This is a genomic window from Leptolyngbya sp. Cla-17 (genome assembly GCF_016807185.1).
Classification (GTDB): domain Bacteria; phylum Cyanobacteriota; class Cyanobacteriia; order Leptolyngbyales; family Leptolyngbyaceae; genus ULC077BIN1.
This window is the reverse complement of record NZ_JAEVYN010000002.1, coordinates 97,772-124,753: the sequence shown is the minus strand read 5'-3', so window position 1 is coordinate 124,753 and position 26,982 is coordinate 97,772. Positions and strand designations below refer to the sequence as shown.

Annotated in this window: 26 protein-coding genes; 17 read left to right on the top strand and 9 right to left on the bottom strand. The window is 47.0% G+C overall.

What is annotated here, in order from left to right:
* The first annotated feature begins 243 nt into the window (after positions 1 to 243).
* The 3 genes from JOY44_RS11770 to glgA all read left to right on the top strand — a co-directional run bounded on the left by JOY44_RS11770 (position 244) and on the right by glgA (position 3,801).
* On the top strand, positions 244 to 1,152 hold the full coding sequence (locus JOY44_RS11770; protein WP_171573957.1) for an MBL fold metallo-hydrolase: 909 nt from the start codon (positions 244 to 246) through the stop codon (positions 1,150 to 1,152).
* Positions 1,153 to 1,188: 36 nt separating this feature from the next.
* The gene (locus JOY44_RS11765; protein WP_171573956.1) at positions 1,189 to 2,133 is read left to right on the top strand and encodes a bifunctional riboflavin kinase/FAD synthetase; all 945 of its coding nucleotides are present in this window, start codon (positions 1,189 to 1,191) and stop codon (positions 2,131 to 2,133) included.
* A gap of 192 nt (positions 2,134 to 2,325) precedes the next feature.
* Positions 2,326 to 3,801 carry a glycogen synthase GlgA gene (gene glgA / locus JOY44_RS11760; protein WP_171573955.1) on the top strand — a complete coding sequence of 492 codons (1,476 nt, stop codon included), beginning with the start codon at positions 2,326 to 2,328 and terminating at the stop codon, positions 3,799 to 3,801.
* A gap of 13 nt (positions 3,802 to 3,814) precedes the next feature.
* Here glgA and JOY44_RS11755 read toward each other — a convergent pair whose 3' ends face one another.
* Positions 3,815 to 4,957 (bottom strand): alanine--glyoxylate aminotransferase family protein, encoded by a 1,143-nt coding sequence (locus JOY44_RS11755; RefSeq protein WP_171573954.1) that lies wholly within the window; start codon positions 4,955 to 4,957, stop codon positions 3,815 to 3,817.
* Between the two features lie 135 nt (positions 4,958 to 5,092).
* On the opposite strand from JOY44_RS11755, the gene JOY44_RS11750 reads away from it, so the two are divergent.
* The 9 genes from JOY44_RS11750 (at position 5,093) to JOY44_RS11710 (ending at position 11,074) form a co-directional block, all read left to right on the top strand.
* The gene (locus tag JOY44_RS11750) at positions 5,093 to 5,329 is read left to right on the top strand and encodes a CopG family ribbon-helix-helix protein (protein WP_171573953.1); all 237 of its coding nucleotides are present in this window, start codon (positions 5,093 to 5,095) and stop codon (positions 5,327 to 5,329) included.
* Complete coding sequence (locus JOY44_RS11745; RefSeq protein WP_242541773.1) at positions 5,329 to 5,667, top strand: type II toxin-antitoxin system PemK/MazF family toxin; 339 nt, start codon at positions 5,329 to 5,331, stop codon at positions 5,665 to 5,667. Before JOY44_RS11750 ends, JOY44_RS11745 begins: the two co-directional genes overlap by 1 nt.
* Positions 5,668 to 5,929: 262 nt before the next feature.
* Entirely contained in the window at positions 5,930 to 6,346 is a 417-nt protein-coding gene (locus JOY44_RS11740) for a helix-turn-helix domain-containing protein (RefSeq protein WP_171571820.1), read from the top strand.
* Positions 6,259 to 6,900 (top strand): IS630 family transposase, encoded by a 642-nt coding sequence (locus JOY44_RS11735; protein WP_171571819.1) that lies wholly within the window; start codon positions 6,259 to 6,261, stop codon positions 6,898 to 6,900. Before JOY44_RS11740 ends, JOY44_RS11735 begins: the two co-directional genes overlap by 88 nt.
* A 104-nt stretch (positions 6,901 to 7,004) precedes the next feature.
* Positions 7,005 to 7,271, top strand: a complete 267-nt coding sequence (locus JOY44_RS11730; RefSeq protein ID WP_171573951.1) for a GmrSD restriction endonuclease domain-containing protein — start codon at positions 7,005 to 7,007, stop codon at positions 7,269 to 7,271.
* 235 nt (positions 7,272 to 7,506) lie between these two features.
* A protein-coding gene (locus tag JOY44_RS11725) for an IS630 family transposase (RefSeq protein WP_242541772.1) occupies positions 7,507 to 8,384 on the top strand; the annotation gives its coding sequence in 2 pieces (ribosomal slippage) (positions 7,507 to 7,836 and positions 7,839 to 8,384; 876 coding nt in all).
* Positions 8,371 to 9,987, top strand: a complete 1,617-nt coding sequence (locus JOY44_RS11720; RefSeq protein ID WP_171573950.1) for a DUF262 domain-containing protein — start codon at positions 8,371 to 8,373, stop codon at positions 9,985 to 9,987. The genes JOY44_RS11725 and JOY44_RS11720 overlap by 14 nt, the downstream gene beginning before the upstream one ends.
* Before the next feature lie 320 nt (positions 9,988 to 10,307).
* On the top strand, positions 10,308 to 10,682 hold the full coding sequence (locus JOY44_RS11715) for a DUF433 domain-containing protein (RefSeq protein WP_171573949.1): 375 nt from the start codon (positions 10,308 to 10,310) through the stop codon (positions 10,680 to 10,682).
* Positions 10,679 to 11,074, top strand: a complete 396-nt coding sequence (locus JOY44_RS11710; protein ID WP_171573948.1) for an ACP S-malonyltransferase — start codon at positions 10,679 to 10,681, stop codon at positions 11,072 to 11,074. Before JOY44_RS11715 ends, JOY44_RS11710 begins: the two co-directional genes overlap by 4 nt.
* Before the next feature lie 19 nt (positions 11,075 to 11,093).
* Here the strand turns inward: JOY44_RS11710 and JOY44_RS11705 are convergent, their stop codons facing one another.
* The 3 genes from JOY44_RS11705 to JOY44_RS11695 all read right to left on the bottom strand — a co-directional run bounded on the left by JOY44_RS11705 (position 11,094) and on the right by JOY44_RS11695 (position 15,106).
* Positions 11,094 to 12,137 (bottom strand): ABC transporter permease, encoded by a 1,044-nt coding sequence (locus tag JOY44_RS11705; protein WP_171573947.1) that lies wholly within the window; start codon positions 12,135 to 12,137, stop codon positions 11,094 to 11,096.
* Positions 12,138 to 12,173: 36 nt separating this feature from the next.
* Positions 12,174 to 13,646: an ABC transporter ATP-binding protein gene (locus JOY44_RS11700; RefSeq protein ID WP_171573946.1), complete on the bottom strand. Its 1,473-nt coding sequence runs from the start codon at positions 13,644 to 13,646 to the stop codon at positions 12,174 to 12,176.
* Between the two features lie 188 nt (positions 13,647 to 13,834).
* Positions 13,835 to 15,106, bottom strand: a complete 1,272-nt coding sequence (locus tag JOY44_RS11695) for a BMP family lipoprotein (protein WP_197985215.1) — start codon at positions 15,104 to 15,106, stop codon at positions 13,835 to 13,837.
* Positions 15,107 to 15,515: 409 nt separating this feature from the next.
* Here JOY44_RS11695 and JOY44_RS11690 point away from each other — a divergent pair, with 409 nt between their 5' ends.
* Together JOY44_RS11690 and JOY44_RS11685 are read left to right on the top strand one after the other, a co-directional pair.
* Positions 15,516 to 15,971, top strand: a complete 456-nt coding sequence (locus JOY44_RS11690) for an Hsp20/alpha crystallin family protein (protein ID WP_171573945.1) — start codon at positions 15,516 to 15,518, stop codon at positions 15,969 to 15,971.
* A 227-nt stretch (positions 15,972 to 16,198) separates the two neighbouring features.
* Positions 16,199 to 16,459, top strand: coding sequence for a hypothetical protein (locus tag JOY44_RS11685; protein ID WP_197985207.1), 261 nt, complete (start codon positions 16,199 to 16,201; stop codon positions 16,457 to 16,459).
* 246 nt (positions 16,460 to 16,705) lie between these two features.
* On the opposite strand, the gene JOY44_RS11680 is transcribed toward JOY44_RS11685, so the two are convergent.
* Positions 16,706 to 17,338: a hypothetical protein gene (locus JOY44_RS11680; RefSeq protein ID WP_171573944.1), complete on the bottom strand. Its 633-nt coding sequence runs from the start codon at positions 17,336 to 17,338 to the stop codon at positions 16,706 to 16,708.
* Between the two features lie 472 nt (positions 17,339 to 17,810).
* Between JOY44_RS11680 and JOY44_RS11675 the strand changes: the two genes are divergently transcribed.
* The 3 genes from JOY44_RS11675 to JOY44_RS11665 all read left to right on the top strand — a co-directional run bounded on the left by JOY44_RS11675 (position 17,811) and on the right by JOY44_RS11665 (position 20,694).
* Entirely contained in the window at positions 17,811 to 18,152 is a 342-nt protein-coding gene (locus tag JOY44_RS11675; RefSeq protein WP_171573942.1) for a rhodanese-like domain-containing protein, read from the top strand.
* Positions 18,153 to 18,350: 198 nt separating this feature from the next.
* Positions 18,351 to 19,484, top strand: coding sequence for a heat-inducible transcriptional repressor HrcA (hrcA, locus tag JOY44_RS11670; RefSeq protein WP_171573941.1), 1,134 nt, complete (start codon positions 18,351 to 18,353; stop codon positions 19,482 to 19,484).
* A 121-nt stretch (positions 19,485 to 19,605) separates the two neighbouring features.
* Positions 19,606 to 20,694 (top strand): Gfo/Idh/MocA family protein, encoded by a 1,089-nt coding sequence (locus tag JOY44_RS11665; RefSeq protein ID WP_171573940.1) that lies wholly within the window; start codon positions 19,606 to 19,608, stop codon positions 20,692 to 20,694.
* A 22-nt stretch (positions 20,695 to 20,716) separates the two neighbouring features.
* Here JOY44_RS11665 and JOY44_RS11660 read toward each other — a convergent pair whose 3' ends face one another.
* The 4 genes from JOY44_RS11660 to JOY44_RS11645 form a co-directional block, all read right to left on the bottom strand.
* A complete protein-coding gene (locus JOY44_RS11660; RefSeq protein WP_171573939.1) occupies positions 20,717 to 21,511 on the bottom strand; it encodes an alpha/beta hydrolase in 795 nt (264 codons plus the stop codon).
* Between the two features lie 375 nt (positions 21,512 to 21,886).
* A complete protein-coding gene (locus tag JOY44_RS11655) occupies positions 21,887 to 23,068 on the bottom strand; it encodes an RtcB family protein (RefSeq protein WP_171573938.1) in 1,182 nt (393 codons plus the stop codon).
* A gap of 125 nt (positions 23,069 to 23,193) precedes the next feature.
* Entirely contained in the window at positions 23,194 to 24,066 is an 873-nt protein-coding gene (locus JOY44_RS11650) for a tRNA (5-methylaminomethyl-2-thiouridine)(34)-methyltransferase MnmD (protein ID WP_171573937.1), read from the bottom strand.
* Between the two features lie 22 nt (positions 24,067 to 24,088).
* Positions 24,089 to 26,827, bottom strand: a complete 2,739-nt coding sequence (locus JOY44_RS11645; protein WP_171573936.1) for an adenylate/guanylate cyclase domain-containing protein — start codon at positions 26,825 to 26,827, stop codon at positions 24,089 to 24,091.
* Positions 26,828 to 26,982 lie beyond the last annotated feature (155 nt).

Genomic DNA, 26,982 nt, shown 5'->3' with positions numbered 1-26,982 from the left:
GAATCATAGAATTGATATGATTGCGAGGTTGAAGGCTTCTGAAACTACCCATAAAGCGATTGAAGGTGTCTCTAATCATTTCCATCAGCGATCTGGATCACTGATAGAGTGACGGATTTATATGAAGCTGTAATAAGGGAGTATGTTCGGACTTTACTGCCTAGGTGAACAAATATGAACAGGGTTCGTCCTTAGCAGAACGGTAATTATTCGAGACTCATCAAAGTTCACAGAGAGATACTCATGTCCAGTGCCCTAGCTCATTTTGTCATCAACTTCTGGGGAGTCCGAGGTAGCATTTCCTGTCCAGGATCAAGTACCGTTCGCTATGGAGGAAATACTCCCTGTGTTGAGATGCAAGTGGGCGGCAAGCGGCTCATTTTTGATGGGGGTACGGGAATTCGGGTATTAGGGCGATCGCTTTTATCCCAAATTCCGGTAGAGGCACACCTGTTTTTTACGCATTCTCATTGGGATCACATTCAAGGATTTCCTTTCTTTGTGCCTGCCTTTGTAAAGGGTAATCGCTTTCATATTCATGCTGCGGTCGCGCCCGATGGGTCTACCATTGAAAAGCGCCTGAATGACCAAATGCGGCACCCTAACTTTCCAGTACCGCTACAAGTGATGGCTGCCGACCTGCAATTTAAAGATATTCAGATTGGGCAATCGGTATCCGTGGGCGACGAAGTGTTGGTCGAAACTGCACTGTTGAATCATCCGGGTCAGGCATTAGGCTATCGAGTTAATTGGCAAGGACACGCGGCGGCCTATGTCACTGACACTGAGCATTATCCAGATCGAATGGATGAAAATGTGCTGAAACTAGCCCAAGATGCGGATGTACTCATTTACGATGCCACTTACACCGATGATGAGTATTATTCAAAGCAATCTAGTAAGGTCGGTTGGGGGCACTCTACCTGGCAAGAAGCGGTTAAAGTTGCCAAAGCCGCTAACGTGAAAAAGTTGGTCATCTTTCACCACGATCCACTGCACGACGATGACTTTTTGGATCAAATAGGTAAGGATGTCGCCAGGGCGTTTCCCAACAGCATTATGGCAAGAGAAGGCGTTTCGCTTCAAATTGCGCCTCTATCCTCTTCCTTAAATTTAACGAAGCCACTGAAAGAAATCCAAGTTTCTGTGTAAGTTTCAGCGAAGGCGTTATGTGTCAGAATGTAAAGCGTGTGGATTACTTCATCGCTCTCTACGATTCTTACTCCAACTGCTGTTGCCCTTGGAAACTTTGATGGTATTCATCAGGGGCATCGACAGGTAATTCAACCTGCTTTGGCATTTAATGACGAGGCGATCGCGTCTCCTGTGTATGCTACTGTCGTCACTTTTCATCCCCACCCTCAAGAATTTTTTTCGGGTCAGTCGCGCAAATTGCTAACTCCGCTACCCGAAAAAATAGTTCAGCTAGACAAAATGGGAGTCAAGCAGCTAGTGATGCTGCCATTTGATCAGCAGTTAGCGACACTGACTCCAGCGCAATTTGTTCAAGAGATTTTGCTGAAACAATTGCAGGTGCGCCAAATTAGTATTGGTTCAGATTTCCGATTTGGCCGAAACCGGGCAGGAACGGCGAAAGAACTCCAGGCGATCGCTGCTGCCGAAGGAGTTGAGGTGATGATTACCTCGCTAAAACTGCTAGACGAGAAACGGATTAGCAGTTCTGCCATTCGCGAAGCCCTGCAAGCCGGGGATATTGCGCTTGCCAATTACTTGCTTGGTCGTCCTTATACGCTAGTGGGAACCGTTGTGGAAGGACAGCAACTGGGTAACACCTTAGGTTTTCCCACTGCCAACCTTCAGCTTCCACCCGAAAAGTGCCTACCTCGCTCAGGGGTGTATGCCGTGCGAGTACAGTGGTGTGAAAAGGGAGATTGCCCCCAACCGGGTACAGCCTGTGAGACAGGGGTGATGAACCTGGGCTATCGACCAACCGTGAATGGAACTCACCTAGTTGCCGAAGTGCATTTGCTCAACTGGGCAGGCAATCTATACGGGCAAGTTCTTTCGGTTAGTCTGGAGCACTTTCTTCGCCCTGAGCAGAAATTTGAGTCGCTGAATGCATTGAAGGCTCAAATTAAAACAGACTGTGATGCTGCCAAAACTGTCTTTTGACCCGAACAATTGATGCCTTGTGCTACTTAAATTTGGAGCAAACTCTACCAGGATGGATAGTGTGATAAATCGCAAGGCTGTTTTGCGATCGCGGCTGAAGTGGTAAGTTGCTCTATGTTATACCTGTACGAGTTTCACCTAGAACTATATACTTTTGTGCAGTTAGAAACAGCGATCGATTGAGGAACAAACATGTACATCGTCCAGATTGCCGCTGAATGTGCCCCTGTAGTGAAAGCCGGAGGCTTGGGCGATGTGGTTTATGGGTTGAGCCGAGAGTTAAGCTTACAGGGTCATACGGTAGAAATTATTCTGCCCAAGTATGACTGTATGCGGTACGACCATATTTGGGGACTACACGAAGCCTATCAAGATTTGTTGGTGCCTTGGTACGATGGTGTAATTAGCTGTACGGTTCACTGTGGCTGGGTGCATGGGCAATTATGCTTTTTTGTTGAGCCTCATTCAGCAGACAATTTCTTCAATCGAGGCACCTATTACGGCTGCAAAGATGACAATATGCGGTTTGCCTTTTTTAGTAAGGCAGCATTGGAATTTTTGCTGAGAACCAATAAGCGACCCGATATTTTACATTGCCACGATTGGCAGACTGGGCTGGTCCCTGTCTTGCTGTACGAGATTTATAAGTGGCATGGAATGACCAATCAGCGGGTTTGCTATACCATCCACAATTTCAAGCATCAAGGCATTGCGGGTGCCGAAATGCTAACGGCAACTGGGTTAAATAATGAAGCCTACTATTTTGAATACGATCGCCTACGGGACAACTTTAATCCATTTGTCCTGAATTTTATGAAGGGCGGCATTGTTTACTCTAACTTTGTGACCACGGTTTCCCCTCATCATGCATGGGAGGCGCACCATGGCGAGTTGGGTTATGGGTTGGGGCACACGCTGCATCTCCACCAACATAAGTTTGGCGGCATTTTAAACGGGATTGACTATGAGTTTTGGAATCCGGAAAGCGATCGCTATCTTTCCGCGCACTACAGCAAAGATGACCTGACAGGTAAAGCTGCCAACAAAAAAGATCTGCAAGCGCGCCTATGGTTAGAGGCTGGAAATAAGCCTCTGATTGCCTACATTGGACGTTTGGATGACCAGAAAGGGATGCATCTAGTTCACCATGCGATGTATTATGCTTTGCAGCGCAATGCTCAGTTTGTCCTTTTAGGATCTGCGACCGAACCCGGTATTAATCAGTGGTTTTGGCATGAAAAGCGCTTTCTCAACGAAAATCCGAATGTGCATTTGGAAATTGGTTTTAATGAGGAGCTGTCTCACCTGATCTATGCCGGAGCCGATTTAATTGTGGTGCCAAGCAACTTTGAACCCTGTGGGCTGACTCAAATGATCGGCTTCAAATATGGCACAGTGCCAATTGTGCGGGGTGTCGGCGGCTTGGTGAATACTGTGTTCGATCGCGATTATGACCAAACCCATTTGCCCGAAGAGCGCAACGGCTATGTGTTTTACCAAACCGACGACTCAGCGCTGGAGTCCGCGATGGATCGGGCAATTGGGCTATGGGAAAAATACCCCGATGAGTTTAAAAAGCTCATCGTACAGGGGATGAACTACGATTATTCCTGGAATCATCCCGGCAAAGATTACCTGGAAATTTACGAACTCATTCGTCACAAGTAAAGCAGAGGCTAACTTATAACACCTGTTTGAGGGCAGCAATCAGGCGATCGCAGCTTTCTGGTTTGCTGTTGTAGCCCATTAAGCCGACTCGCCATACTTTACCTGCCAGTTCGCCTAAGCCACCGCCGATTTCGATGTTGTGTTCAGTCAGCAATTGACGGGCGATCGCTTTGCCATCCACGCCAGCGGGAATGCAAACGGTGGTCAGGGTGGGCAGACGGTAGTCTTTCTCCACATGCAGCGTCAACCCAAGCGTTGCCAACTGCTGCCATAGATATTCCACGTTCGTTTGGTGCCTTTGCCAACAAGCCGCAAGTCCTTCCTCGGCAACGAGCCGCAGCGCTTCCCGCAGACCGTAATACAGGTTAATCGGTGCGGTGTGGTGGTAGACATGCTCCGCGCCCCAATATTTGCCTAACAAATTGGCATCCAGATACCAGTTGGCAACCTTGGTTTTGCGTTGTGCCAATTTTTCCAGGGCGCGATCGCTCATGGTAAATGGCGACGCACCAGGCGAACAGCCCAAACCTTTCTGGCTACAGCTATAGGCAAGATCCACACCCCACTCATCCAGGAAAATCGGCACTCCACCTAAGCTCGTGACGGTATCAATCAGCAGCAAGCAGCCATACTCGCGGCACAAATCGCCTACGCCTTCCATTGGCTGACGCGCTCCCGTGGAGGTTTCCGCATGGACGAGGGCAAGAATCGCCGGACGATGGGTTTCCATCGCAGCTCGCAATTCGTCCAGGCTAAACACCTGTCCCCAGGATTTGGCGATCGTTCGGACATCGCCGCCATAGCGCCCTGCCATATCTACTAAGCGATTGCCAAAGTAGCCCGCTACACCCACCAGCACCACATCTCCTGGCTCTACAGCGTTGGCGATCGTTGCTTCCATTGCCGCCGTGCCCGTGCCGCTGATGGCAAAGGTGCAGGAATTTTCAGTTTGCCAAACATAGCGCAACAGGGATTGAATTTCGCCCATGAGTGCCAAAAATGCGGGGTCGAGGTGACCCACAGGCGATAGGCTCATCGCGTGCAGCACGGCTGGATGGGCATTGGAAGGTCCCGGTCCGAGCAGCAGGCGATCGGGAACTTGCAATGGCGAAAGCTTTAAACGTTGGCGATCGCGAATAGATAAGGTTTGCATCATGTCAGCATCACTTTATTAGGGCATGATGTTGAGTCTAGCTTTCTCCGGGCGGCGATCGGTAAAAAGAATAGCGTTCTTGCAATCTTGGTATGACCAGGGTATAACCAAAAGTGTAGCAATTCAATTCAGGTCACGATGAAAACGGCTATTTCGCTGCCAGACTCAGTTTTTGCAGAGGCAGAAGCACTTGCTAAGCAGTTGGGATTATCCCGCAGTGAGCTTTATGCAAAGGCATTGCAAGCGTATCTGCAAAAGTACAATCAGAATCAAATCTTGAACAAGCTGAACCAAGTTTACTCTGAAGAGTCTTCTGAGCTAGATCCAACGTTGGCAAGACTGCAACTGATGTCTTTGCCACATGAGGATTGGTAATGTATCGAGGAGAAATTTGGTGGGCGAACCTGCCTGAACCAGTGGGTTCGGAACCTGGGTATCGTCGCCCCGTTTTGGTGATTCAAGACGATATATTCACTCAAAGCCGTATTCGTACAGTCATCGTCGTTGTTATTACCTCAAACATTCAGTTAGCAGAAGCACCAGGCAATGTATTGTTACCGCGTGAAGCATCCGGTTTGCCCAAAGATTCTGTGGCTAACATATCTCAAATTCTCACCCTTGATAAAGCATTTTTAGTTGAATGCATCGGTTCCCTTCCTAACTTTTTGCAAGAGGAAGTCGATGAAGGGCTACGAACAATCTTGACCCTTTAGATCCCTAACTTAGCTTGCTTAAGTGGTAGTTCCAGAATTCTCGGCGATCGCTGACAGTTGTACTATCCGAAGATATCAAGAAAGATTTTGCTTATCCTGCTAGATAGCGCACCATACGGAAAGATTCCGTCTATCTACCTAGTTAAGGATGTTATATGGAATACCTAGTTAAGGATGTTATATGGAAACAGACCGATGAATTAATAGTTGGGCTGCTTTGCTCCGCTTACACCTACAGCGGATTGCAGTCAGATAGAGGACAATGAAGGATTACAACGTTGGGTCAAAAATGAAGCCGTATTCCATAGACTTTCGAGAGAAGATTGTAAGTGCTATGGAGAAGGGTGATAGCTCGATCCGAAAAGTTGCTGCCCGCTTTGCTGTCAGCAAGAGTTGCGTCGAGAGATGGATGATTCAGAAGCGCACAGAAGGTCACGTCGTTCCCCATAAGCAGGGTGGTTCGGTGAGTCCTGTGATGGAGCACAAAGACCAGTTAGTGGCGATCTTCGAGAACCAGCGCGATGCGACCTTAGCGGAATATTGTGAGCTACTCTTTGATGAGACTGGGCTATGGGTTAGCCAAAGTACTATGTGCCGAACCTTTCAGAGACTCAATTTACCGCGCAAAAAAAAACGCTCCGCTCCAGCCAAGCCACCAGCGAACGAGTCCAACTCCTGAGACAGGAGTACTGGGCACAGGTGACGAGTATAGAACTCAAAGATTTAGTGTTTCTCGATGAGATGGGTGTTCTACTGGGACTCATGCGAACCCATGCCCGTGCTGCACCTGGGGAACGAGCGTATGACTTCAAACCTTTTTATCGGGGCAAGAAGGTGAGTGTCATGGGCGCGATTACCGTCTCAAAGGTGCTGGCTGTGATGACGATAGATCAGTCGATGGACGCGGTTGTCTTTGAGGTGTACGTCTCAAAGTGTCTTGTGCCTCAACTGTGGAAAGGGGCTGTCGTGGTCATGGATAACCTGCCTGCTCACAAGGTAAAAGCCATTGCACCTTTAATTGAGGCGGTTGGAGCGAAGGTTCTGTATCTGTCTCCTTACTCTCCCGAATTTAATCCGATTGAGCATTGGTGGTCACAGTTAAAGGCTTTCCTAAGACAGTTCTCGCCGACAACCTCGAAAAGGGTAGATACCCTCATTGCCACAGCGATGGATTTGATAGATCCTCAACATTTGCACAACTGGTTTGCACACTGCTGTTACTGTCCCTCTTAACACTGCAATCCGCCGTATTAACGTCTTACAGCCAAGGCTTTCAGCGGGTGATTATTGGCAATAGAATAGTATAAAGGTATTGCAAGCGTAGTTTAGGAATCTGTATGAATATTGAGCCAGCATATACTTCCATTGGTAGCCTATTTGCATACAAACCTATGTTTTTCATTCCAAAGTATCAAAGAGCTTATGCTTGGGATGCCGAATCTATATCCGATTTCATAAAAGATCTGAAAAAGTGCTTTGAAAAAAGGAAATCAAATTCGCCTGTAAATCACTTTTTTGGCGGAATTTTAAGTGTAAAACATTCTGTTCCAGGCACGGTTAATCAACATATCCCTCTTGAATCACTTTCGGAAAAGCAAATTTAATCAAAAATGCTGAAGCTTCTATACGGCTTGAGTCTTAGCATACGCAGCTTATTTCCGATATTTCAAAACATTTGACAATGAAGCGTATATACCAGACAGCAGTCGGTGAAAGACTTTCAGCGTTTTGCCTGGATTTTACTTTAACTAGAGTGACATATGAGGGATATAGCTATTGCCAGGACCAATAGGACATAGACTGAGAGGTATCCCCAGCTATAGGAGGGTGAGTGCATCTATGGCAAAAGCGTACAGTTACGACTTGCGACAAAAGGTGATCAATGCCATCCAATTAGACGGCATGAAGCAGAGTGAAGCCGCCCAAGTGTTTCAACTCAGTCGCAACACGATCAATCTATGGCTGAAGCGACAGAAGGAAACTGGAGACTACCAAGCCAAAACAACTCGTCCCCATCGAACCACCAGCAAAATCACCGATTGGGACAAGTTTGCCAAATTTGCCAAGCAGCATGGGGGCAAAACCCAAGCGCAAATGGTCGAGTTGTGGCAAGACCAACTCAGTGTTCGCACAATTTCCAGGGCGTTACACAAACTCGGCTTGAGTCGAAAAAAAAGACCTATGGCTACCTTGAACGCGATGAGCACAAACGAGCAGAGTTCCTAGAGCAGCTAGCCAAAGTGTCTTTATCCGACCGGGTGTACATCGATGAATCGGGAATGGATGAGCGAGAGGATTATGGATATGGTTGGTGTGAACCCGGTGTGCGATTTGAAGCACTCAAGTCAGGGCGACGGGGTCAACGAATCAATATGATTGCGGCTTACTGTGAGCACCAACTGAGTGCTGCTTTTACCGTGAATGGCTCTTGTAATCGAGTCGTGTTTGAAATCTGGCTAGAAACGTGTTTGCTGCCAACGCTTAAGCCTGGGAAGGTTTTGATTCTCGACAATGCCACGTTTCATCATGGGGGACGGGTTGCTCAATTGGTGGAGTCGGTAGGGTGTCGGTTGTTATATTTACCCGCTTATTCTCCAGATTTCAATCGGATTGAAAAGTGTTGGGCCTGGCTGAAAAGTCGTATTCGCAACCGCTTGTCTAGCTTTAGTTCTTTACGGCAAGCAATGGAGTCGGTCCTGAAAGATGCTGTGTCCTAACACTGTTGTCTGTAGCTATAAATATGAAATCATTGATGGACAACAAAGAATTGCAACATTTACTTTGTTGGTTTCTTGCTTATTAAAAACCTATAAAGAATTAAAGGTAGAAGCGAGTACCTCAAGCGATGCTGCTAATGAAGCAATTATAAAAGGAAGAATAGAGAAGTTATCTGAACGTTTTATAGAATTTAGCCAAGAAGTCCAGAGAGTGGTTACTCCTGTTGAGGTTTTAGAACTTTCTAGAGCCGATCAATCTTTTTATAAAGAATTAATTCGTTGCATGAATCCTTCCGCTTCAAGGGATTCTCATAATAAAATTTTACATGCTTATAATTCCCTAAACAACACTATTAAGTCAATCATTGATTCTCATACTAGGATTGAAAACAAAATTGACGATCTTGAAATAGTTCAAAATATTCTGGATAATGATTTTACTATTCTCCATATGGTAACTGGCAGTCGAGACGATGCATTTCGACTTTTTCAGGTCATTAACGATAGAGGTACTAATCTAACGGATGGTGACTTGCTAAGAGCTAAAACATTAGAGCTTTTAGAAGGTTTTAATCAACAACAGGACGCTGTTGAAAAAATGTGGGACGAAATACTAGCTGATCCTCCTACTGATACCAAGAATTATCTCAATTGGATTTACGAGTCCTGTCAGGGAATTAGGCCTCAGCAAAATGCTTTGTTTGACATGTTTCTCGATAAATTCTTTCCTCAAAATCAGCAGATTAGCCTAACACTGCACCATGCACAGCAGATTCATGAAACGGTAAAGAACATCTATGAGGATATTCTCAAGTGTAGAAAGCTCCTACAAGGTCAGTGGTTATATCCCGAACAGCAGCCTGTCACTGGCTGGGATAGAAGTCGCTTAAATATTCTTTTAGTTGAACTTAGACATGACCTATCAATTCCTTTATTTCTTGCAGCGGCTAAACTTGACCATCGGTTATTCTCCGAAATAGTTCAGATGATCGAAAGAACTTTTTTCAGATACAAATTAATATGTAATCAGCACGCAACACCATTGAAGGGAGTTTACTATCAAGAGTCACTAGCTATCAGGCAGGATCCGAATTCTTATAATATCTCTGGTCTAAAAGCAAAATTGCAAAATCTAATCAGTACAAAGGCTATAGATTCAACATTTATGAATGCTCTTAATATGCTTGAGTACAAAGATTCTGGTGGAAACAAACCACTTAAATATTTTCTTATGACAGTCGAATACCATTATCAATGGTACAAAAATGGTGCGACAGGAACGCCTGTTTGTACTGATAAAAGTAGGGTTTATGACTTTGCAGGAACATCTATTGAACATATGTATCCACGTAATGCGGGTAATTCAGTTTTAGACTCTAATCTTGAGCCACTTAAAAATACACTTGGGAACTTAACAATTATGGATCCAGCCCAAAATACTTTAGGCGGGAATGATTCATTTACGAGTAAAACACCGCTTTATCAAAAGTCTTCTGTTTTGTTGACCCAAGAAATAGGTGCAAAGACAAGATGGGCACAAACCGAAATAGATGACCAAAAGCAGCTTTTAACAGATGCTGCTCTTAAGATTTTTCTTCCATAATTTTAGCTGTGCTGGTAATCAGCCAAACACTTCATGGCAGCAGATGCTCAAAAGTCACTCGTGCTTGGTTCGAGGTTGTCTGCCGCCGCTGCGGTTTGACGTTAGTGCGTCAGACTTGAAGGCGAAAGTTGAGTTTTAGACGCGATCGCTTAGACAAGGGTCGGCTTTGTTGAGGGATAATCCAAAATTTTCAGCATTGCCCTATATCCTTGCACCAATGGAAACATCTAGAGCCTGATCACCCCTTCACTTGAAAACGCGATCGCAGACTTGTGAGGTACGATATCGTTGTTTCCTAGGCAGTTTTAGAGGCTATGGATATGACTTCAATATCCCACCAGCAGACAGCCATCATTCATACAGAGCGGGGGCTGACCATTTCAGGAACGCGCATCACCCTCTACGATGTGATGGACTATGTGACGGCTCAGTATCCCTCGAAGTTTATCCGCTCCCTATTGGATTTGACAGAAGAACAAATTAACGCTGCTTTATCCTACATTGAGGCAAATCGTGTTGAAGTCGAAGCAGAATATCAAGTTGTTCTAAAGCAGGCTGAGGAAAATCGGCAGTATTGGGAGGAGCGCAATCGTGAACGCTTTACCCAAATTGCAGCGATGCCGCCTAAACCAGAGCAAGAGGCGCTTTGGGCAAAGCTCCGAGAGCAAAAAGCCAAACATGATCTAGAAGCATGAATTTTCTGATTGATCACAATTTGGGAGGACAGGCAGAGATTTTATTCGGCAATATCGCGAGTCAAGGATGGTTAGAGCTACTTCCTATTCGTTTTGTGACCTTTAAAGAGATGAATCTCTCGATTGACAGCAACGATCGCGTTGTTTGGCGAATTGCTCAGGAAAATCAGATGATTTTGCTCACAGCTAACCGCAGTATGAAGGGTGAAGAATCCTTAGAGCAGGTTCTCCGAGAAGAAAACACAGCGGATGCTTTTCCCGTCATTACAATTGGAGATGCTGATCGATTTTTAGTAGATCGAGTCTATCGAAATCGTTGTGTTGACCGTATGCTCGCAATCTTGTTGGATATTGAAAACTGGATGGGCACTGGTCGTCTTTTTATTCCGTAGTTTTTGGCGATTACCCCTTTCACTTGAAAACGCGATCGCGCCATTTCACCAACAGGTTCGTTTCGCTCAAGCCGCGCCCCAGTAGGATGAACAGCACCAGCATTCCTTGAATCACTCCGGACAGGGAAGATTCTAAGTCAAGGGCGAGGGGCAACTGCAAACTGCCCACGTTTAATGCGCTGAAAAACAGCGCGACTGGAAGAATGAGCCAAACGTTCATGCCAATGAGCATGGCAATCAGGAGCGATAAAAAGCCGAGATTGCTGGAAATGCCGGGAATGAGGCGATGGTAGACGGTAAGAACCTGCAAGGCTCCAGCAATGCCTGCGAAGCCACCGCAGATCGCGAAAGCGCTCAGCAGTTGCCGAATCGAGGGAATGCCCAGCACGTAGGAGGCTCGGAGATTTTGCCCTACGGCTCGAAGCTGTAAGCCAAAATAGGTGCCCCGTAGAGTAATGAGAGTCAGAATGACCGCCGCGATCGCGATCAATAGCGCGATGGGACTTGCATCCGTATTGGCGATCGTGGGCAACGACAGCGACTCTGGAAACGGCTCCGTGCCGCTCATGGAAGCGACGCCTTCCTTCTTCCAGGGACCAAAAACCAGATAAAGTGCTAATCCATCCGCAACAAAGTTCAGCCCCAATCCCGCAAAAATTTCGTTAACCCGTCCATAAACATTCAGCACACCTGCCAAGATGCCCCACAGCATGCCACCCAAGCCACCCACAAGAATCGCCAACACAATGACAAATCCGGGCGGCAAACTATCTTGAGTGAACCGCATCACAGCCGTTGCCGCGATCGCCCCAAAAGCGATTTGTCCTTCGATGCCCAAGTTATAGAGTCCAGCCGTGAAGGTAAACAATAGCCCACTCGTACACAGCAGCAACGGGACTAACGTTGCCACCACTCGTGCGATGCGATCGGGGGTGCCAAACGCCCCCACTGCCATGTTGGTAACCACCTGAACCGGGGAGCCGCCTGCCAGGACAATTAAAATTGCTATCAGCAATAGGGCGATCGCAAGGGAGGCAGTTTGATAGGAGAGCGATTTTGACATGGGCTAGGGAAAAGGGGAAAAGGCTATGTGTGGGCGTTATGTCTGAGGATCAAATCTGCCGCCAATCAGTTGACCGAGTTTTTCAGCAGTTAGGGTTGCCGTCGCAATCGGCTGAGATACTTTACCGCTAGAGAAGACGATCACGCGATCGCTGTATTGCATAATTTCATCCAGGTCGGACGACATAAACAAAATCGTCGTCCCGCCTTTGCAACGAGCAATCAACTGTTGCCAGACCCATAGCGTTGATTCGATATCCAATCCGCGTGTGGGATGCTCCATCAGCAGCAAGTTGAGTGGCACGGGAAGAAGAGCTAACTGGGTGCGCTGCTGGTTACCACCGGACAGGCGCTCGACCTTTGAGTCGGCTTTACCACGAATGTTGAACAGGGCGATCGCCTGCTGGGTTTGCTCCAGCGTGCTTTGCCAATCGACAAACAGCCCTTTGGCTGGCGTTCTCAGGGCAACATGGTCGTGAATAGTAAGTCCTCGCACTAGCCCATCCTGCAAGCGATCAGCGGGAGAATAGCCTACTCCAGCCTTTAAAAAGTTTTTATAAGGTTGATGAGTCAGATTTGCATCATCAATTTGCAATGTTCCTGCGGAGGCTTTAAGCAAGCCAGCACAGAGCAACAACAAAAGCTGTTGACCGCTTCCTTCCAGACCTGCCAGCCCAATGACTTCGCCTCGATGCACTGCCAAATCACTGATCGCCAACGTTTGGCGATCGTCCCCAAAGCGAACGCCAGTTAACTGCAAGGCAATAGCTGGCTGGCAGGTTTGCGGCTTCAACGGCAGCGCCAATTCTTGCCCAAACATCAGGTCGATCAACTGACTATCAGGTGCCGGAACAGGTAGATTTCCCATCACTTTTCCGTGGCGCAACACCGTTACTTCATTGCATAGCACTTCCACATCTTCTAGCTTGTGAGAGACAAAAATCACCGATTTTCCTTCGGTGGCTAGTTGCTTCATTGCGGCAAAGAGAGCCGTTTTTTGGTCAGCCGAAATGCCCGTTGTCGGTTCATCCAAGATCAGGGTTTGCACACCTAAAGAGAGTAAACGCAAAATCTCCAACTGCTGACGCTCTCCAACCGTTAGGTCACTGACTTGGCGGTGAATATGTAGGTCAAAGTTAAATTGGGCAGCAAGAGAGATCAGTTTTTTGGCAGATTGATGACGATTTAGAAACAGTCCACTGGGTCTGCCTGCCATAAAGTTATCTAAAACTGACAGGGGCGGAAAATCCAGCGGATCTTGGTGTAACATGCCGACCCCAACCTGAATGGCATCGGCAGGCGTGCGAATTTCAACCGGGATGTCGTTCAGCAACACCTGCCCGCGATCGCGTCCAACAAATCCGCTCAGCACTTTCACCAGAGTGCTTTTGCCTGCACCATTCTCTCCCAATAGCCCATGAATGGTACCCGCCAACACCCGCAGAGACACATCTTCATTTGCCTGAACCGTGCCAAACCGCTTCGAGATGTTCACCAGTTCAACGTTCATGAGCAAATCACTATGGAAAAGTTAAAGGGAGCAGGTCACCTTTGCCCTCACCCTAAATCCCTCTCCCCAAGGAGAGGGACTTTCACACGTTTCTACTTCCCTCTCTCGTTAGGTGAGGGCTAGGATGAGGGTGTAGTTCGGATATTTGAGAACAGTACTCTCTACCTGCCAGACGAGGTAGCGATCGCTTATTTGCTTGATCCTTGCATTCCAGCCAACAGTTGCGGCATATACCAAATCTGCTGCTCGGTTGCTTTTTCCCCTTCTTTGAGGAACGGCGTGCCATCTTGATAATTCAGCGGACCTTTATAAAGGTCAATCGTGCCATCGCCCATTCCTTTAATAAATTCAGCCATTAGGGGGGCTTTGTCGCCCAACGCGATGCCATCCATGAACCCGATCATAGAATTTGCACCGTTCAGATCCTTAAAGTCGGGACCCACCCAGACAAACTGATTGGGCATCTTACCCGCGATCGCCTCTTTGATAGCGGTCGTGTAGGATGGCACCCAATTGTAGAATGGCACACCTAAGCAAATATCAGGAGCGAGGTTGCACCCCGCCTTCAAGTCGTAGTGGACAAACTTAACCTTTTTGCCTGCTGCTGCGGCTTTTTTGCCCTGCACAGCCACTTCGGGGGTATCAATTCCCGACATCACCACGTCGTAACCACCGTTGTAATAATCATCGGCAACTTTAGTGGGGTCAAGGGTTTTGCCTGGAATGTTGAACCAGAAGCCAATCCAAGTCACTTTAAATTGCAAATCTTTGGCATCTTTTTTGCGGTAAGTTTGCCAGCAGTGTTTAGCACCCAAGTAGGCAGCCGATACATAGCGACGGGTTTCATCGTTAATTAAGGGTCCGACATAGCCAATTTTGCCTGTCTCAGTGCCAAGAGCAGCGGCGCAGCCTGCCATCATCTTGCCGAATTCCATCCGTCCCATGATGTTGCCAAGATTGGGCTGGTTTTTGAAGTTTTTGCCTTCTTTCCAGGCATAGTCTCCAGAGGCATGGATAATCGGCACGTCTGCATGTTTTTTCGCCGTTGTTAGGGCATCGTCCTTAAAGTCGTCTGAGTTGAAGATGATCAGTTTTGCTCCCTTAGAAATCAGGTCATCAGCCACCTGAGAACCTGTGACATTGGGGCGATCGCCCGGATTCACCTTATCCACATACTCCAGCTTAATTCCCACATCTTTGGCAACTTGTTCCATGCCTTCGTAGTGCGCTTGATTCCACCCGGCATCATTTTTAGGACCGACAAGTACCAGACCTACCGTATAGTCTGTGGTGCCTGCCGCCGGAGAGGACGAAGTGGTTTGAGGCGGTGGAGTAGGACTGCTGCACGCATTTAGGATAGCTCCGAGTGCTGCAATCTGCCAAAAGCGCTTGATCGTAAAAACAGGATGAGCTAGGGAGGGAAAGAATACGCTAGGACGGTTCATTTTTTTCGCTTTCATACTTCACTTTTCACACAGAGATGACGGAGTTCATTAGCAGGGTGGGAAAATCCAAAAATGGCATATGGAACCTGCCACTGAATTGGCAAAAATACAAAGTGGTTTGTTCCATTAAGGCGATCGCTCAACCTAGAAAATGTATCCTATGCAACATTTAGCGGATTCTCTTATGTGGAGACAGATTTTCGGCAAACCCAACTGCTGAATGTCGGTTTCCCCCAATGCTATTCTGTCAACCTCACCTTAAATTAGAAACATGAAAAACAAATGCAAGTTGACATCAATAACAACTTCATTTGTACAGTCGTTGAGAGTTTTTTAATCGCATTGGCTGCTCTTAAAATCAGTCAGCTGAAGAACTCTACACGGTGTTTTGTTGACGCTTGTAATCTTCTAAGGTGAGCATATTATGACACTAATTCGTTGGCAACCCTGGCAAGAAGTAGACTCACTTCGTCATCAACTTGATCAACTATTTGATGAATTGTCTCCAGCTAATCATGGGACGAGCTTGAGAAAAAATGGGGTAAATTGGACTCCCGCGATTGAGCTCAAAAGCACAGAAACAGAGTTAGTTTTGCGGATTGAATTACCTGGCATTGAAGCAAAAGATATGGATGTTCAAGTGAGCCGGGAGGCTGTTTCTATCTCTGGCAAATACAAGGCAGAAAATCAAACAGAAACCCAAAAGGTAGTTTTTTCTGAGTTTCATTATGGCGGCTTCAAACGAGTAATTTCGTTGCCTAATGCTGTTCAAAATGAACAAGTTAAAGCCGAATTCAAAGATGGCATTTTGACTTTAACTTTACCCAAAGTAGAGGCCGATCGCCCAAAAGTGGTCAAGGTGAATCTTGAACAAGCATAGAGTGTTTTTCTAAATTCCCTATGCGTGAGTGCTAAATAATCTGAGGGGAGTGAGTTTTAAAAGACTTAATCCTCTTTTTTATCATTCTCAAAAAACATTTCTTAGCTAATTTAATTGTCTTTTTTAATTGTGATCAGAGCATTATAGATGCAGAGTCGCTACTCTAGAAATAACATCGTCACTAAAAATCTTGTTAGCAGATAGGGCATTACCTATTACTTACTCCCATGCCTCATCCCACGCCTGAGAATTCAATTCCTGAAAAAGACTTGCTTGAATCGGCTTCCTATATGGATATTGATCAATGGCTTGAACGTCTGCGCCGCAGCGATCGCGCTCTTTATAATTCAATGGCACTAGAAGTTTGGTCGATCGCCCGAACAATGGACAGCTTAATTCCAGGCTTTTGGAACCGCTTCATGGAAAATCGTCAAACCGCGCTCAAACAATTTGTGATTCAGCGGAAGAAAGAGGAAAATAGGGAATAAGGGAGTTCAAGGTTAGGAAACTCAAAACTCCATCATTCGATGAATTCAAATGAATTTCTACAGATTGAAAGTTTTTCTGTTTCTAGAGTTAGTGTCAAGGGTTAGAGCATCATTCAGGCGATCGCCCTTATCTATCACTAAAGGCGATCGCTTGTGCGGCACAACCCATTCAACTGTCGGATCTGCAAGCGGGCGAAACGCATTTGATCAAACAGTCATATCCTAAACTTTTTGACCAACGCTATATCACCGGAAAAAGCAGGTTATGCCGCTCCATAGACTGGTCACGCGATCGGCGGGTTTGCTCCCACTCAACAAACCTCCAAGACTACCAGCAGAAAATTCGGTTCCTAGAGAACTCTGGCTTACTTTTACGGTGTAAGCCTTATTGAGCTGAGTTCGAGTTGAGCCGGTGCCAACTCCGTCGATAGTCGTCAGTTTGTTGGCTCCTTGACTCCGACCATCGACTTTCCATCCAGCGAAGCGACCTTTATTAAACTGTAGGGACAATCCATCCGCCCAACTGGCAAAGCCAAGCGGACCCGCACCGCACTCCTGATTCACGCCGCGATTGCGGGGCTTTCCCCGTAAGTTCGTCAGAATTGAAACTACATCGGCTTCCTTGGTGCCAAAAGCGATCGCCCGCGTTGCTCCCGTAGACTTATTCACCACTCGTAATCCCTCGGAGTCGAGTGCCAACACTGACAAACTGGGCTTGGCTTGAGCGATCGGTTTCAGGGAGATCGTCATAGCAGGCGCAATTGATGCTGAATTCTTTGAAGTGAGGGAATCAGAATCTTTTGCAGAAACACTGCCTAAATAAAATAGCGATACACCCGAAACGCACAGTGAAATTAAGAGAGCATTGGTCAGTTTCATAGATCGTTTCCGTTCGTGAATGTGCAGGAATGGGGTAAGACTTTATAGTACTAGCATATTTGCCTGTAGCCTTCGGACTCTCCACACTAAGCAATTACACTAGCTCAGCATCCCTTTTCCGGAAATTTTGGCGGTACAGTTTCGATCGCTTTCTCTCTTCGCAACGCGATCGCTGACCATCTGCGTGAAGAATGAGATCGTCTCTCCATTAGGTTCCGCCCAATGGGTTAGCAGGTTGGTGTTGAGTGTAGCCAAACCCAACAGGAAATAGAATTAGCAAAGAAGGATGTTGGGTTGCGCTAAGTACAATAAGAGCAAAGGGAATTTCTCTAATAAAGATGTTGGGAAATAGTTTTGAGTTTAGTTAAGATTCTGACTCTCTTTTCTGCTGATGTGTTCTTCACGTAGCCGTGAGCATCAAATGGTTATTAAACTCCTCTACGCTACCCTACCTTTTTAGGGCATTACTATTATGTTTACATCGCTGCCAGAAATTACGGTTAAGGAATTGGCGACCCTGTTGGTCGCAGAGGGCGATCGCCAGTTTGTGGATGTACGAGAACCTCACGAATTAGAACTGGCTCAGCTAGAAGGCTTTGTTAACTTGCCCCTGAGTCAGCATGGTGATTGGTCAACCAATATTCACAGTCGCTTAGATGCCAACCAGGAAACGTTGGTGCTATGCCATCACGGGATGCGTTCTGCCCAAATGTGCCAATGGCTGATGAGCCAAGGCTTTGCGAACGTAAAAAATGTGACAGGCGGCATTGATGCTTACTCCTGTGTTGTAGACGCTGCCATTCCCCGATATTAGGCTCTGGTGTTCGCTAAAGATATTAGCGGTGGCAGTGCGACAACTTCTCCCCTTATAGTGAATACAGCCTCATCTACACAATAGTTCGCTGAGAACGCCTTTCATTCAGCATTTCACTGATAATCAGGTTCTACACATAAGCGATAAGCCGTGCGATCGCCCTTGATGCAATCCCTTTAGAATTCGCGCCTTACCCTCATGTCCTCACCCATCAAACTTACGACTCGTCAGCAGCAGGTGCTTTGGGCAACGGTTCGTCACTACATTGCAACTGCGGAACCTGTTGGCTCCGAAGCGCTGATGAAAGACTATAACCTGAGCGTTAGTTCTGCCACCATCCGCAACTCAATGGGCATGTTGGAAAAGGTCGGACTGCTTTATCAACCCCATATTTCTGCTGGACGAGTGCCCTCAGATTCGGGCTATCGAATTTATGTCGATAAGCTGCTGACCCCATCGAGTGACTTTGCGCTTCAGATAGACCATTTGTTGAGCGATCGCCTCACCCGTGAAGATGGGAGCTTGGAAGCGATGCTGCGGGGAGCTGCCCACATCTTGGCAACCGTCAGCGGCTACATTGCCCTGATTACTATGCCTCAAACCTATACAGCGCGGTTACATCACATTCAACTGGTGCTAGTTGACCCCAGCCGGGTAATGCTGATTTTTGTCACCGATTCCTATGAAACTCAGTCGGCTCTGTTGGATCTAGCAACCGGTGAAGATAAGACAACAGCAGAAATGGAATTGCTGGAACGAGAATTGCAGATTTTGTCCAACTTTTTGAATAGTCACCTGCGCGGACGGGCGATCGCTGAACTTACCCAAATGGATTGGACTGAACTCGATCGCGAATTTCAACGCTACGGCGATTTCCTCAAAAATATCTTGACCGAAATAACGCGCCGATCTCAGTCTCCTGCACCAACCCAACTGATGATGAGTGGTTTATCAGAAGTGTTGCGTCAACCTGAATTTTCAGAAGTGCATCAGATTCAAACTATTGTGCATCTGCTCGAAGATGAGCAAGATCAAATTATCCCCTTAATCTTTGAACCTTCTCCCCTTGATCAATTCGGTAAGCGTGTGACGGTTCGGATTGGTTCTGAAAATCCTCTCGAGCCAATTCGCTCTTGCACGCTGATTTCATCTACTTACTGCAAGGGAACAACGCCCGTTGGCAGCGTTGGCATGTTAGGACCCACACGGATGGTGTATGAAAACGCGATCGCTCTAGTAGAAGCTACTGCCGACTACATTTCAGAAGCGATTAGCGAGAGAGCAGGGAATAGAGAACAGGGGCCAGGAGCAGAACCCAAAGCCAAGACCTGAAGCCAAAACCTGAAACATATATCCAACCCATTCCATACTAAGGCGCGGTCAGGAAGCGCTGACCTGTCAGTTGGCACGGTACGTGCGAGAATAAGCCCTACCCCTGTTGAAACCCGTTTTTATGTCGCAGTCTGAAATTGGCGTTGCTATTGTTGGCACAGGTTTTGGTCAAAAAGTTCACATTCCTGGGTTCCAGGCACATCACCGGACTCGGATTGTGGCGGTTTATCACCGAGAGTTAGCAAAGGCTGAAGCGATCGCTCATGCTCACAATATTCCCCATGCGTGCCAAAGTCTTGAGGAAATTGTACTTTTGCCAGAGGTTCAGGCAGTCAGCGTTTCAACTCCGCCGTTTTTGCATTACGAAATGGCAAAAATGGTACTAAATGCGGGAAAACATTTGCTGCTCGAAAAACCCACGACCCTAAATGTGGCGGAGGCAGAGGAACTCCATAACCTTGCTACTGAAAAGAAACTTACTACCACAATGAATTTTGAGTTTCGCTGCATTCCAGCATGGCAGCGCTTGCAAGAATTGCTGACCGAAGGCTATGTGGGAAAACCTCGCTTGATTAAAGTAGATTGGCTGGTTGCTAGTCGAGCAGATGCTTCTCGCCCCTGGAACTGGTATGCCCAGAAAGAGTTGGGTGGTGGCGCATTAGGGGCGATCGGCTCCCACGCCTTTGATTACATTGCCTGGTTGTTTGGTTCAATACGGCAGCTAAACGCTCGGTTGGCCGTGTCTGTACCCCAACGCCCCGATCCTCTCAGCAGTGGTGCGCTTAAATCGGTGGATGCCGATGATGTTTGCCTAATTACGCTGGAATTAGCAGACGGTACGCCGTGTCAAATGACGCTGAGCGCAGCAACCTATCAGGGACGGGGACATTGGCTGGAAGTATATGGCGATCGCGGCACACTCATCTTGGGTAGTGATAACCAAAAAGATTATGTCCATGGCTTCAAACTCCTAGGCAGTCAAGCCGGAGAAACACTGACAGCCCTAGAAATTCCCGATCACCTCGCCTTTCCGCGCACTTGGGACGATGGACGGATTGCTCCCTTTGTTCGCATCATTGATCGCTGGGTGCAGGGCATCGATCAGGGCAAATCCTTAGTGCCGTCATTACAGGAAGGATTATATTCTCAAATGTTGATGGATCTTGCCCATCAATCTAATCAACGTGGAGTCTGGATCGAGGTTCCTTAAACTATTCGGAAAATCTAGAACCCTAGCTCACAGGCGAATTGAGATTCTTACCCATCAGTATTTTTTCTAATAGAGTGGATATTTCGGCGGCTTGATTCACCACCATCAGATGTCCGCCTTTCTCAAGCCTGATTACATCCTTGAGAAAACGCATTAAAAAAATGCGATCGCTCGAACCATGAATATGTTGGAGATTTTCAGGAATTACATTGTTTTTCCAAGTCACAACCTGATGCAATGACCATTTAAGAAAGTGTGGATCAATATCTCGCAAAATTGCTTTTAGCATCTGACGCTCATCCACAGTACTTAAGCTGAAAAACCAATAGGCAATCCAATATTCTACCCAGAGCAAACTTTTGAAGGGAAACACACGATGGATTGGGAACCAGCGAAACATCCGAAAATAGGGAGGAACTTCACAGGCAGTTTTAGTGCTAGAAATCAAGATTACTTTTTCAGTTTCAATCTGCTTAGCAATTTCAACCGCCATCATGCCGCCAAAGGACAAACCCACAATAATGGGGCGATCAGCATGAATCTGAGCTGTTAATCGTTTGGCATAGGCTTGCATCGCCTCGCCTCGCTCTGGTTGCAGCCAATGAATATGAACGGGTCGGTAGCCTTCACATTTCAACAGCCGAAATACGCGTTCATCGGTGCCTAACCCACTCATAAAGTACACATCTTTGAGAGCCTTCTCACAGTTATCCGTCGCTTTCACTTGCCGAATAGTTTCTTCTACAACTTGTTCAGGCGCTTGAGATAACTTGGCTTTTACTGACTCTAGAACAGCATCAGACTGAATTTCTGTCATCGCGATCGCTCTCTTAAAAAGCCCATCTCTCTATTGTCAGGTTTTGCCCCATAAATGCAATAAACCACGCTACATCTCATTATCATTACGCCGCAGATTCCTGTACGATTACAAGCTTCAACACTATTGCTTGCATAGTGTAGTTTAGTCAGGCAGCTAAATCTCTCTGGTGTTAACTCAGCCAGAAGTTGATTGACTTAAATCAGTATTAGGTTTTTAGGCTGAACGGAAGCACTGGCGAAATGAAGCTAGATGGCTTCTAAAGATTAATTACGGGCAAAATTCAGAATTGATTAGGGTCTGTGGGTCTGCACTTAACGAAAAATTCCCTCTGCAACAAATAGGATTTATTACAGGGGAATTTTGATAGTTGAGTTAACCTTTGACGCAAACGACTTGCTTCAGAGTTGCCACTACTTCAACTAAGTCAGCTTGATTTGCCATAACCTGTTCGATGGGCTTATAGGCTCCTGGAATCTCATCTAAAATGCCTGCATCCTTGCGGCATTCCACCCCTTCGGTTTGCTGAATTAAGTCATCCAGAGAGTAAACCCCTTTTGCCTTAGTGCGAGACATGAGTCGTCCTGCGCCGTGAGAACAGGAGCAATAGCTTTCAGCATTCCCCTTCCCTTGGACAATATAGGATTTAGCACCCATTGAGCCAGGGATAATGCCATAGTCTCCCGATTGGGCACGAACTGCGCCTTTACGAGTGACATAGACTGCTTCGCCATAGTGAGTTTCTTTTTCAGCATAGTTGTGGTGACAGTTGACCGAGAGTAAAGCCTTGGTGGGCTTTCCGCCTGCCAGATGTTTTTCAACAATTCGTTGTACCCGTGCCATCATCACTTCTCGGTTCACACGGGCATAGTTCTGCGCCCACTGCAAATCGTGCCAATAGGCATCGAATTCAGATGTTCCTGCTACAAAGTAGGCAAGGTCTGGATCAGGCAGCTTGTTGTTGGCTAATTTCGCCAACTCTTTGCCTGTGCTGATGTGGCACTGAGCTAACTTGTTGCCAATGTTGCGTGAACCGGAATGCAACATAACCCAAACCTGGTTTTCGGTGTCCAGACAAATCTCAATAAAGTGATTGCCCCCACCGAGTGATCCCATCTGGCGCATTGCTTTTACTTGTAAGTCTTGCACGCCGGAATGCAGTTGCTTAAAGTCTGCCCAACGCTGCCAGTTTGAAACGGTTTTTTCGACGTCTTTATTTTCGTTAAAACCTACTGGAATCACGGCTTCAATATCCTGACGGATTTTTTTCAGTTTGTCTTCTAGCTGGGTAGCAGTGAAGGGTGTTTTCACTGCACACATGCCACAACCAATATCGACACCAACGGCAGCAGGAATGATGGCATCTTTGGTGGCAATGACGGAGCCGACTAGCGCTCCTTTTCCTAAATGCACGTCGGGCATGAGGGCTACGTGCTTGAAGACGAAGGGCAAGGAGGCAACATTTTTCGCCATTTTGATTTCTTGAGAACCCAACTCGTGGTTTGCCCAAGACAAAACAGGGGTGGATGTAGAGATGGCTAGGGGTTCGTAGGGCATGGCGATCGCGCCTCCTTGAAACAGATATGTCTTAAAACAGCGCTCTGAGAAACAGCATTCACCGCATCCAGCACTGTTTCTATATTATTTATACTACAATCATACTACATACCTGTCAACCGATTTTAGTCGAGGCTCCAGCGTCGTCGCCAACTGGAAGTAGATTCCAGCTGAGACTGCTGTTGTTCCTGGGTCTGGCGCTGCAAAATGGTTTCGGCTGAGTCGCTGAGGGTGCGATCGCGATAGGGAATCGCCGCGCGGGTTTGCAAGTGCTCCTGTTCTAACTGAGAAAGGGAATGGGGCGGTGGTTGAAAGCTGCCAACCGTGCCGTGAGACCAGTCGTTAAGCTGATGGCCCACTCCCAAAGGGATTGTGCCGATTTTCAAGCCTGCTTCTAGCATCGCCGCGCGCACGGATGCAGAACGAGAATAGGTCGCTAGTTTGCCAGTGGAGATCAGACACTGGGCAACCAAGGTGAAGAATTCTACCGTCCACAGTTGCGGACAACGACGCGGTGAGAACGGGTCAAAAAAGATCGCATCCGCTTGAAAGTTTATCGGGTGAAGTTGCTGAATGGTTCGGCGCGCATCGCCAACCAGCAGGGTAGCATTGAGATTTGCAGTAATGTAGTGATGCTGTTGTGCGATCGCTGTCAAGATGTCTTGAATTGGAGGTGACCAGATGTCGATCAAAGGAGGGGCGATCGCGGCTTGAGGCACGGTGATGTCTAACTCTAAGGCATAGAGTGTCACATGACAGTCAGGGTTCACCGTCCAAATCACTTCTAAAGCGGCAGCGGTGTTATATCCCAGCCCGTAACACACATCCAGCAGGCAAATTGATGGTTGCGCCGCCCTATCTGCTAAATCCGTTGCTTGGGCAAATTTGAGGAATGCCTCCTGCTTGGCACCAAAGCGACTGTGAAACGCTTCATTAAACGTTTTAGAGAAGAAGGTAAAAGATCCATCTTCTGTAGGTAGGGGAAGCCATTCGCTCAAGGTTGCCTACTTTTCAAGCTGCCTATTTCTCGGTCAATGTCCACGAGCCATCCCAATCGTCCTGCGGCGGATCTTGCAGGCACTTTTGGCAACGCTCTAGGTGTAGACTGGCAGCTTTGTTATTTTTATCTAGGCTGAGAACTTGCCCAAACGCGGCCATTGCCATTGGAAAATCTCGCGTTCTAAAATGTTCTCGACCTTTGTGATAGTAATCAATCAAGCGCTGACGCTCATCTGAGATGGGATCGTCCTGGTATCCAATTAACTCATAGACTTCGACGGGTTGGTCTTTGCCCTTCACCCGGATGTAGTCTAGCTCCCGTGCTCGGATGCGATCTGCGCAGGGTTTGTAGGTATTGCCGCTAATGATAATATCGGTGCCGTAAATTTTGCTGGCGCTTTCCAAGCGAGAGCCAAGGTTAACCCCATCGCCGATCGCGGTAAACTCCATCCGCTTACTAGAGCCAATATTGCCGCTAATCACCGTATCTGAGTTGATGCCAATACCAATGCGAATGATATCTTGATTCTTCTCTGTGCGGTTAATGTTGAATGCCAGCAACCGTTGGCGCATTTCTAAAGCCGATTGAACCGCCATCCACTCGTGGTCAGCTAGGGGCAAAGGTGAGCCAAACACTGCCATGATTGCATCACCAATATACTTGTCCAGGGTGCCTTTAAAGGTGAAAACCGCATCTACCATAGATTCAAAATACTCGTTGAGCATTTCTACTACTTGCTCCGCCTTCAGGTTTTCTGTGAGGCTGGTGTAGCTGCGAATGTCGGAAAACAATACGGAAACGGCTTTGCGATCGCCGCCCATTTTGGCAGCATCAGGATTTGCCATCAGCTGTTCAGCCAACTCTTGAGTCATGTAGCGATACATGGTGGTTTTCATCCGCTTTTCATCGCTAATGTCTTCCATGACGACCAGAATGCCAGAGGCTTTGGAACGGTCTTTGGCATCGGTGATGGTGTTGATTGACAAGTTGATGCTGTGTTCTTCCGCCGAGCCGCCCATGCATTCTAGGGTTTGGTCAGGATAATACTGCTCCCGGCTCTTCTCGTCTTTAGGTTCTAGGGCGTTGCCAATCCACTTATCAAAGTCGCCTTTTTTGAGGCGAATCAGTGATTGAACATGGTTGCCTTCCAACAAAGTGCCTTCGTTTAAGCCCAACAGTTCTCTGGCGCTGTCGTTGGCGGTAATGATATTGCCATTTTTATCAGTGGAAATAACTCCATTAGAAAGCGATCGCAAAATGTCTTTTTGCATTTGCTCTTGCTGTTTCACCGTTTCAAACAGCTTGGCATTTTGCAACGCCACACCCGCCTGAATATTAAAGGCTTGCATGAATTCTTGATCACTCTGATTAAAGCTAGCCTTCCAGCGGTCTGGCGCTTCTGGGTAGTTCACCGGGTCATACTCAGGGTAGTCGCCCTGCTTCAGTTTGTTGACTAGCTGAGTCACGCCAATCAAAGCACCATCGCCATTGAAAACAGGCATACACAACATACTGCAGGTGCGATAGCCCGTTTTTGGATCGGTGTCTTTTGAAGTTTGAGAGTTGGGATGATTGTACAAATCAAACGGGATCAGCAGGGGTTCGCCTGTGGTAGCCACCTGACCCGCAAAACCGGCATCCCTAGGAATCCGCAGTTCTTTCAGTTCACCGCCAATGGGAACCTTCGTCCAGAGTTGCTGACGCTCTTCGTCAATTAGCCATAGGGTACTGCGATCGGCTTGCATCAGTTCTTTTGCCTGATACATCACGTTTTTCAAGGTTTCTTCTAGATCCAAACTGCCTTTACTGAGAGATTTCACAGCATTCATCAAGGCTGATGCGGCTCGTTGGCGTTGGGTAGCGCGGTAAAAGGAACGGGAGGCTTCAATAATTAGCCGAATGGATGGGGCAAATTCTTCAAAAACTCGCTCATCCTCATCCGTAAAGCCCTGTCGATCGATTTTTTCCTCTAGGGTTCCGTGGAGATCGTAGTGTGGTTTGAGTTTGTTGAGAAGCTGCACCACTGCGACCAATCTGCCATCTTGATTTAAGAGCGGCAAAGCCAACATTGTGTAGGTGCGATAGTGGTTCTTTTGATCAAGTTTTTTGGCAGCTTCGGAACGGGGATCGTCGTAAAAATCGTAGTCAATTTTGACTTTTTCTTTACTGCTTGCTACTTCGCCAGCGATGCCTACATTGGTGGGAATCCGCAGTTCTAAATTGTTGCCTAGCTCGTCTTTGGCAACGATCGCCCAAAGCTCATGTTTCTCTTCATCTAACAAAAAAATTGTGGTGCGATCGGCGTTTAGTAATTCCCCAGTTTTGAGGGTGATGGAACGCAGCATGTCGTCCAAGATGGCATCAAAGCCTTGTGCATCCAGCAAATTATCTAGTAGCGAGAGCGTGTTGCTCATTACCTCTAGCTTTTGGTGCACGCCACTAACTGCTTCTTTAAAGCCATCTTTCGTTAAGGGAGCAAGGTAGGCTCCAAAGCTCCCTTGACGAGTAACTAAAGCCCCTACTTGAGGCTGCGTGGTCTGTCCATTTTGAGGAGACTCTGGGTGGGTTTCTGATTCAGCAGTTTCCAATTCAGCAACAGTAGCAACCTCAATCGTTTCACTAGTCGGATCGGCAATGGTTTGCAAACTTTCCCCAACGATATTTTCCGCTTCAATGGTTACAACGGTCGCTTCGATAGCTAAATCTGTAGCGCTATCCTGCTGAATTTTCTCCGATAGATGCTGTGGTGAAGTGGTCATAGTTCAGTCGAAGGGGTTGAATATTAGAACATTGCAATGAATAATCTATAAGGCTGCGATCGCTAGCGTTGTGTTGATCCAGCTAGCTTACTTTAACTGTGTTTGCAGAATATCAGTTAAGCAGCTCCGCCTAAAATCTGTATCCATTTCTATCT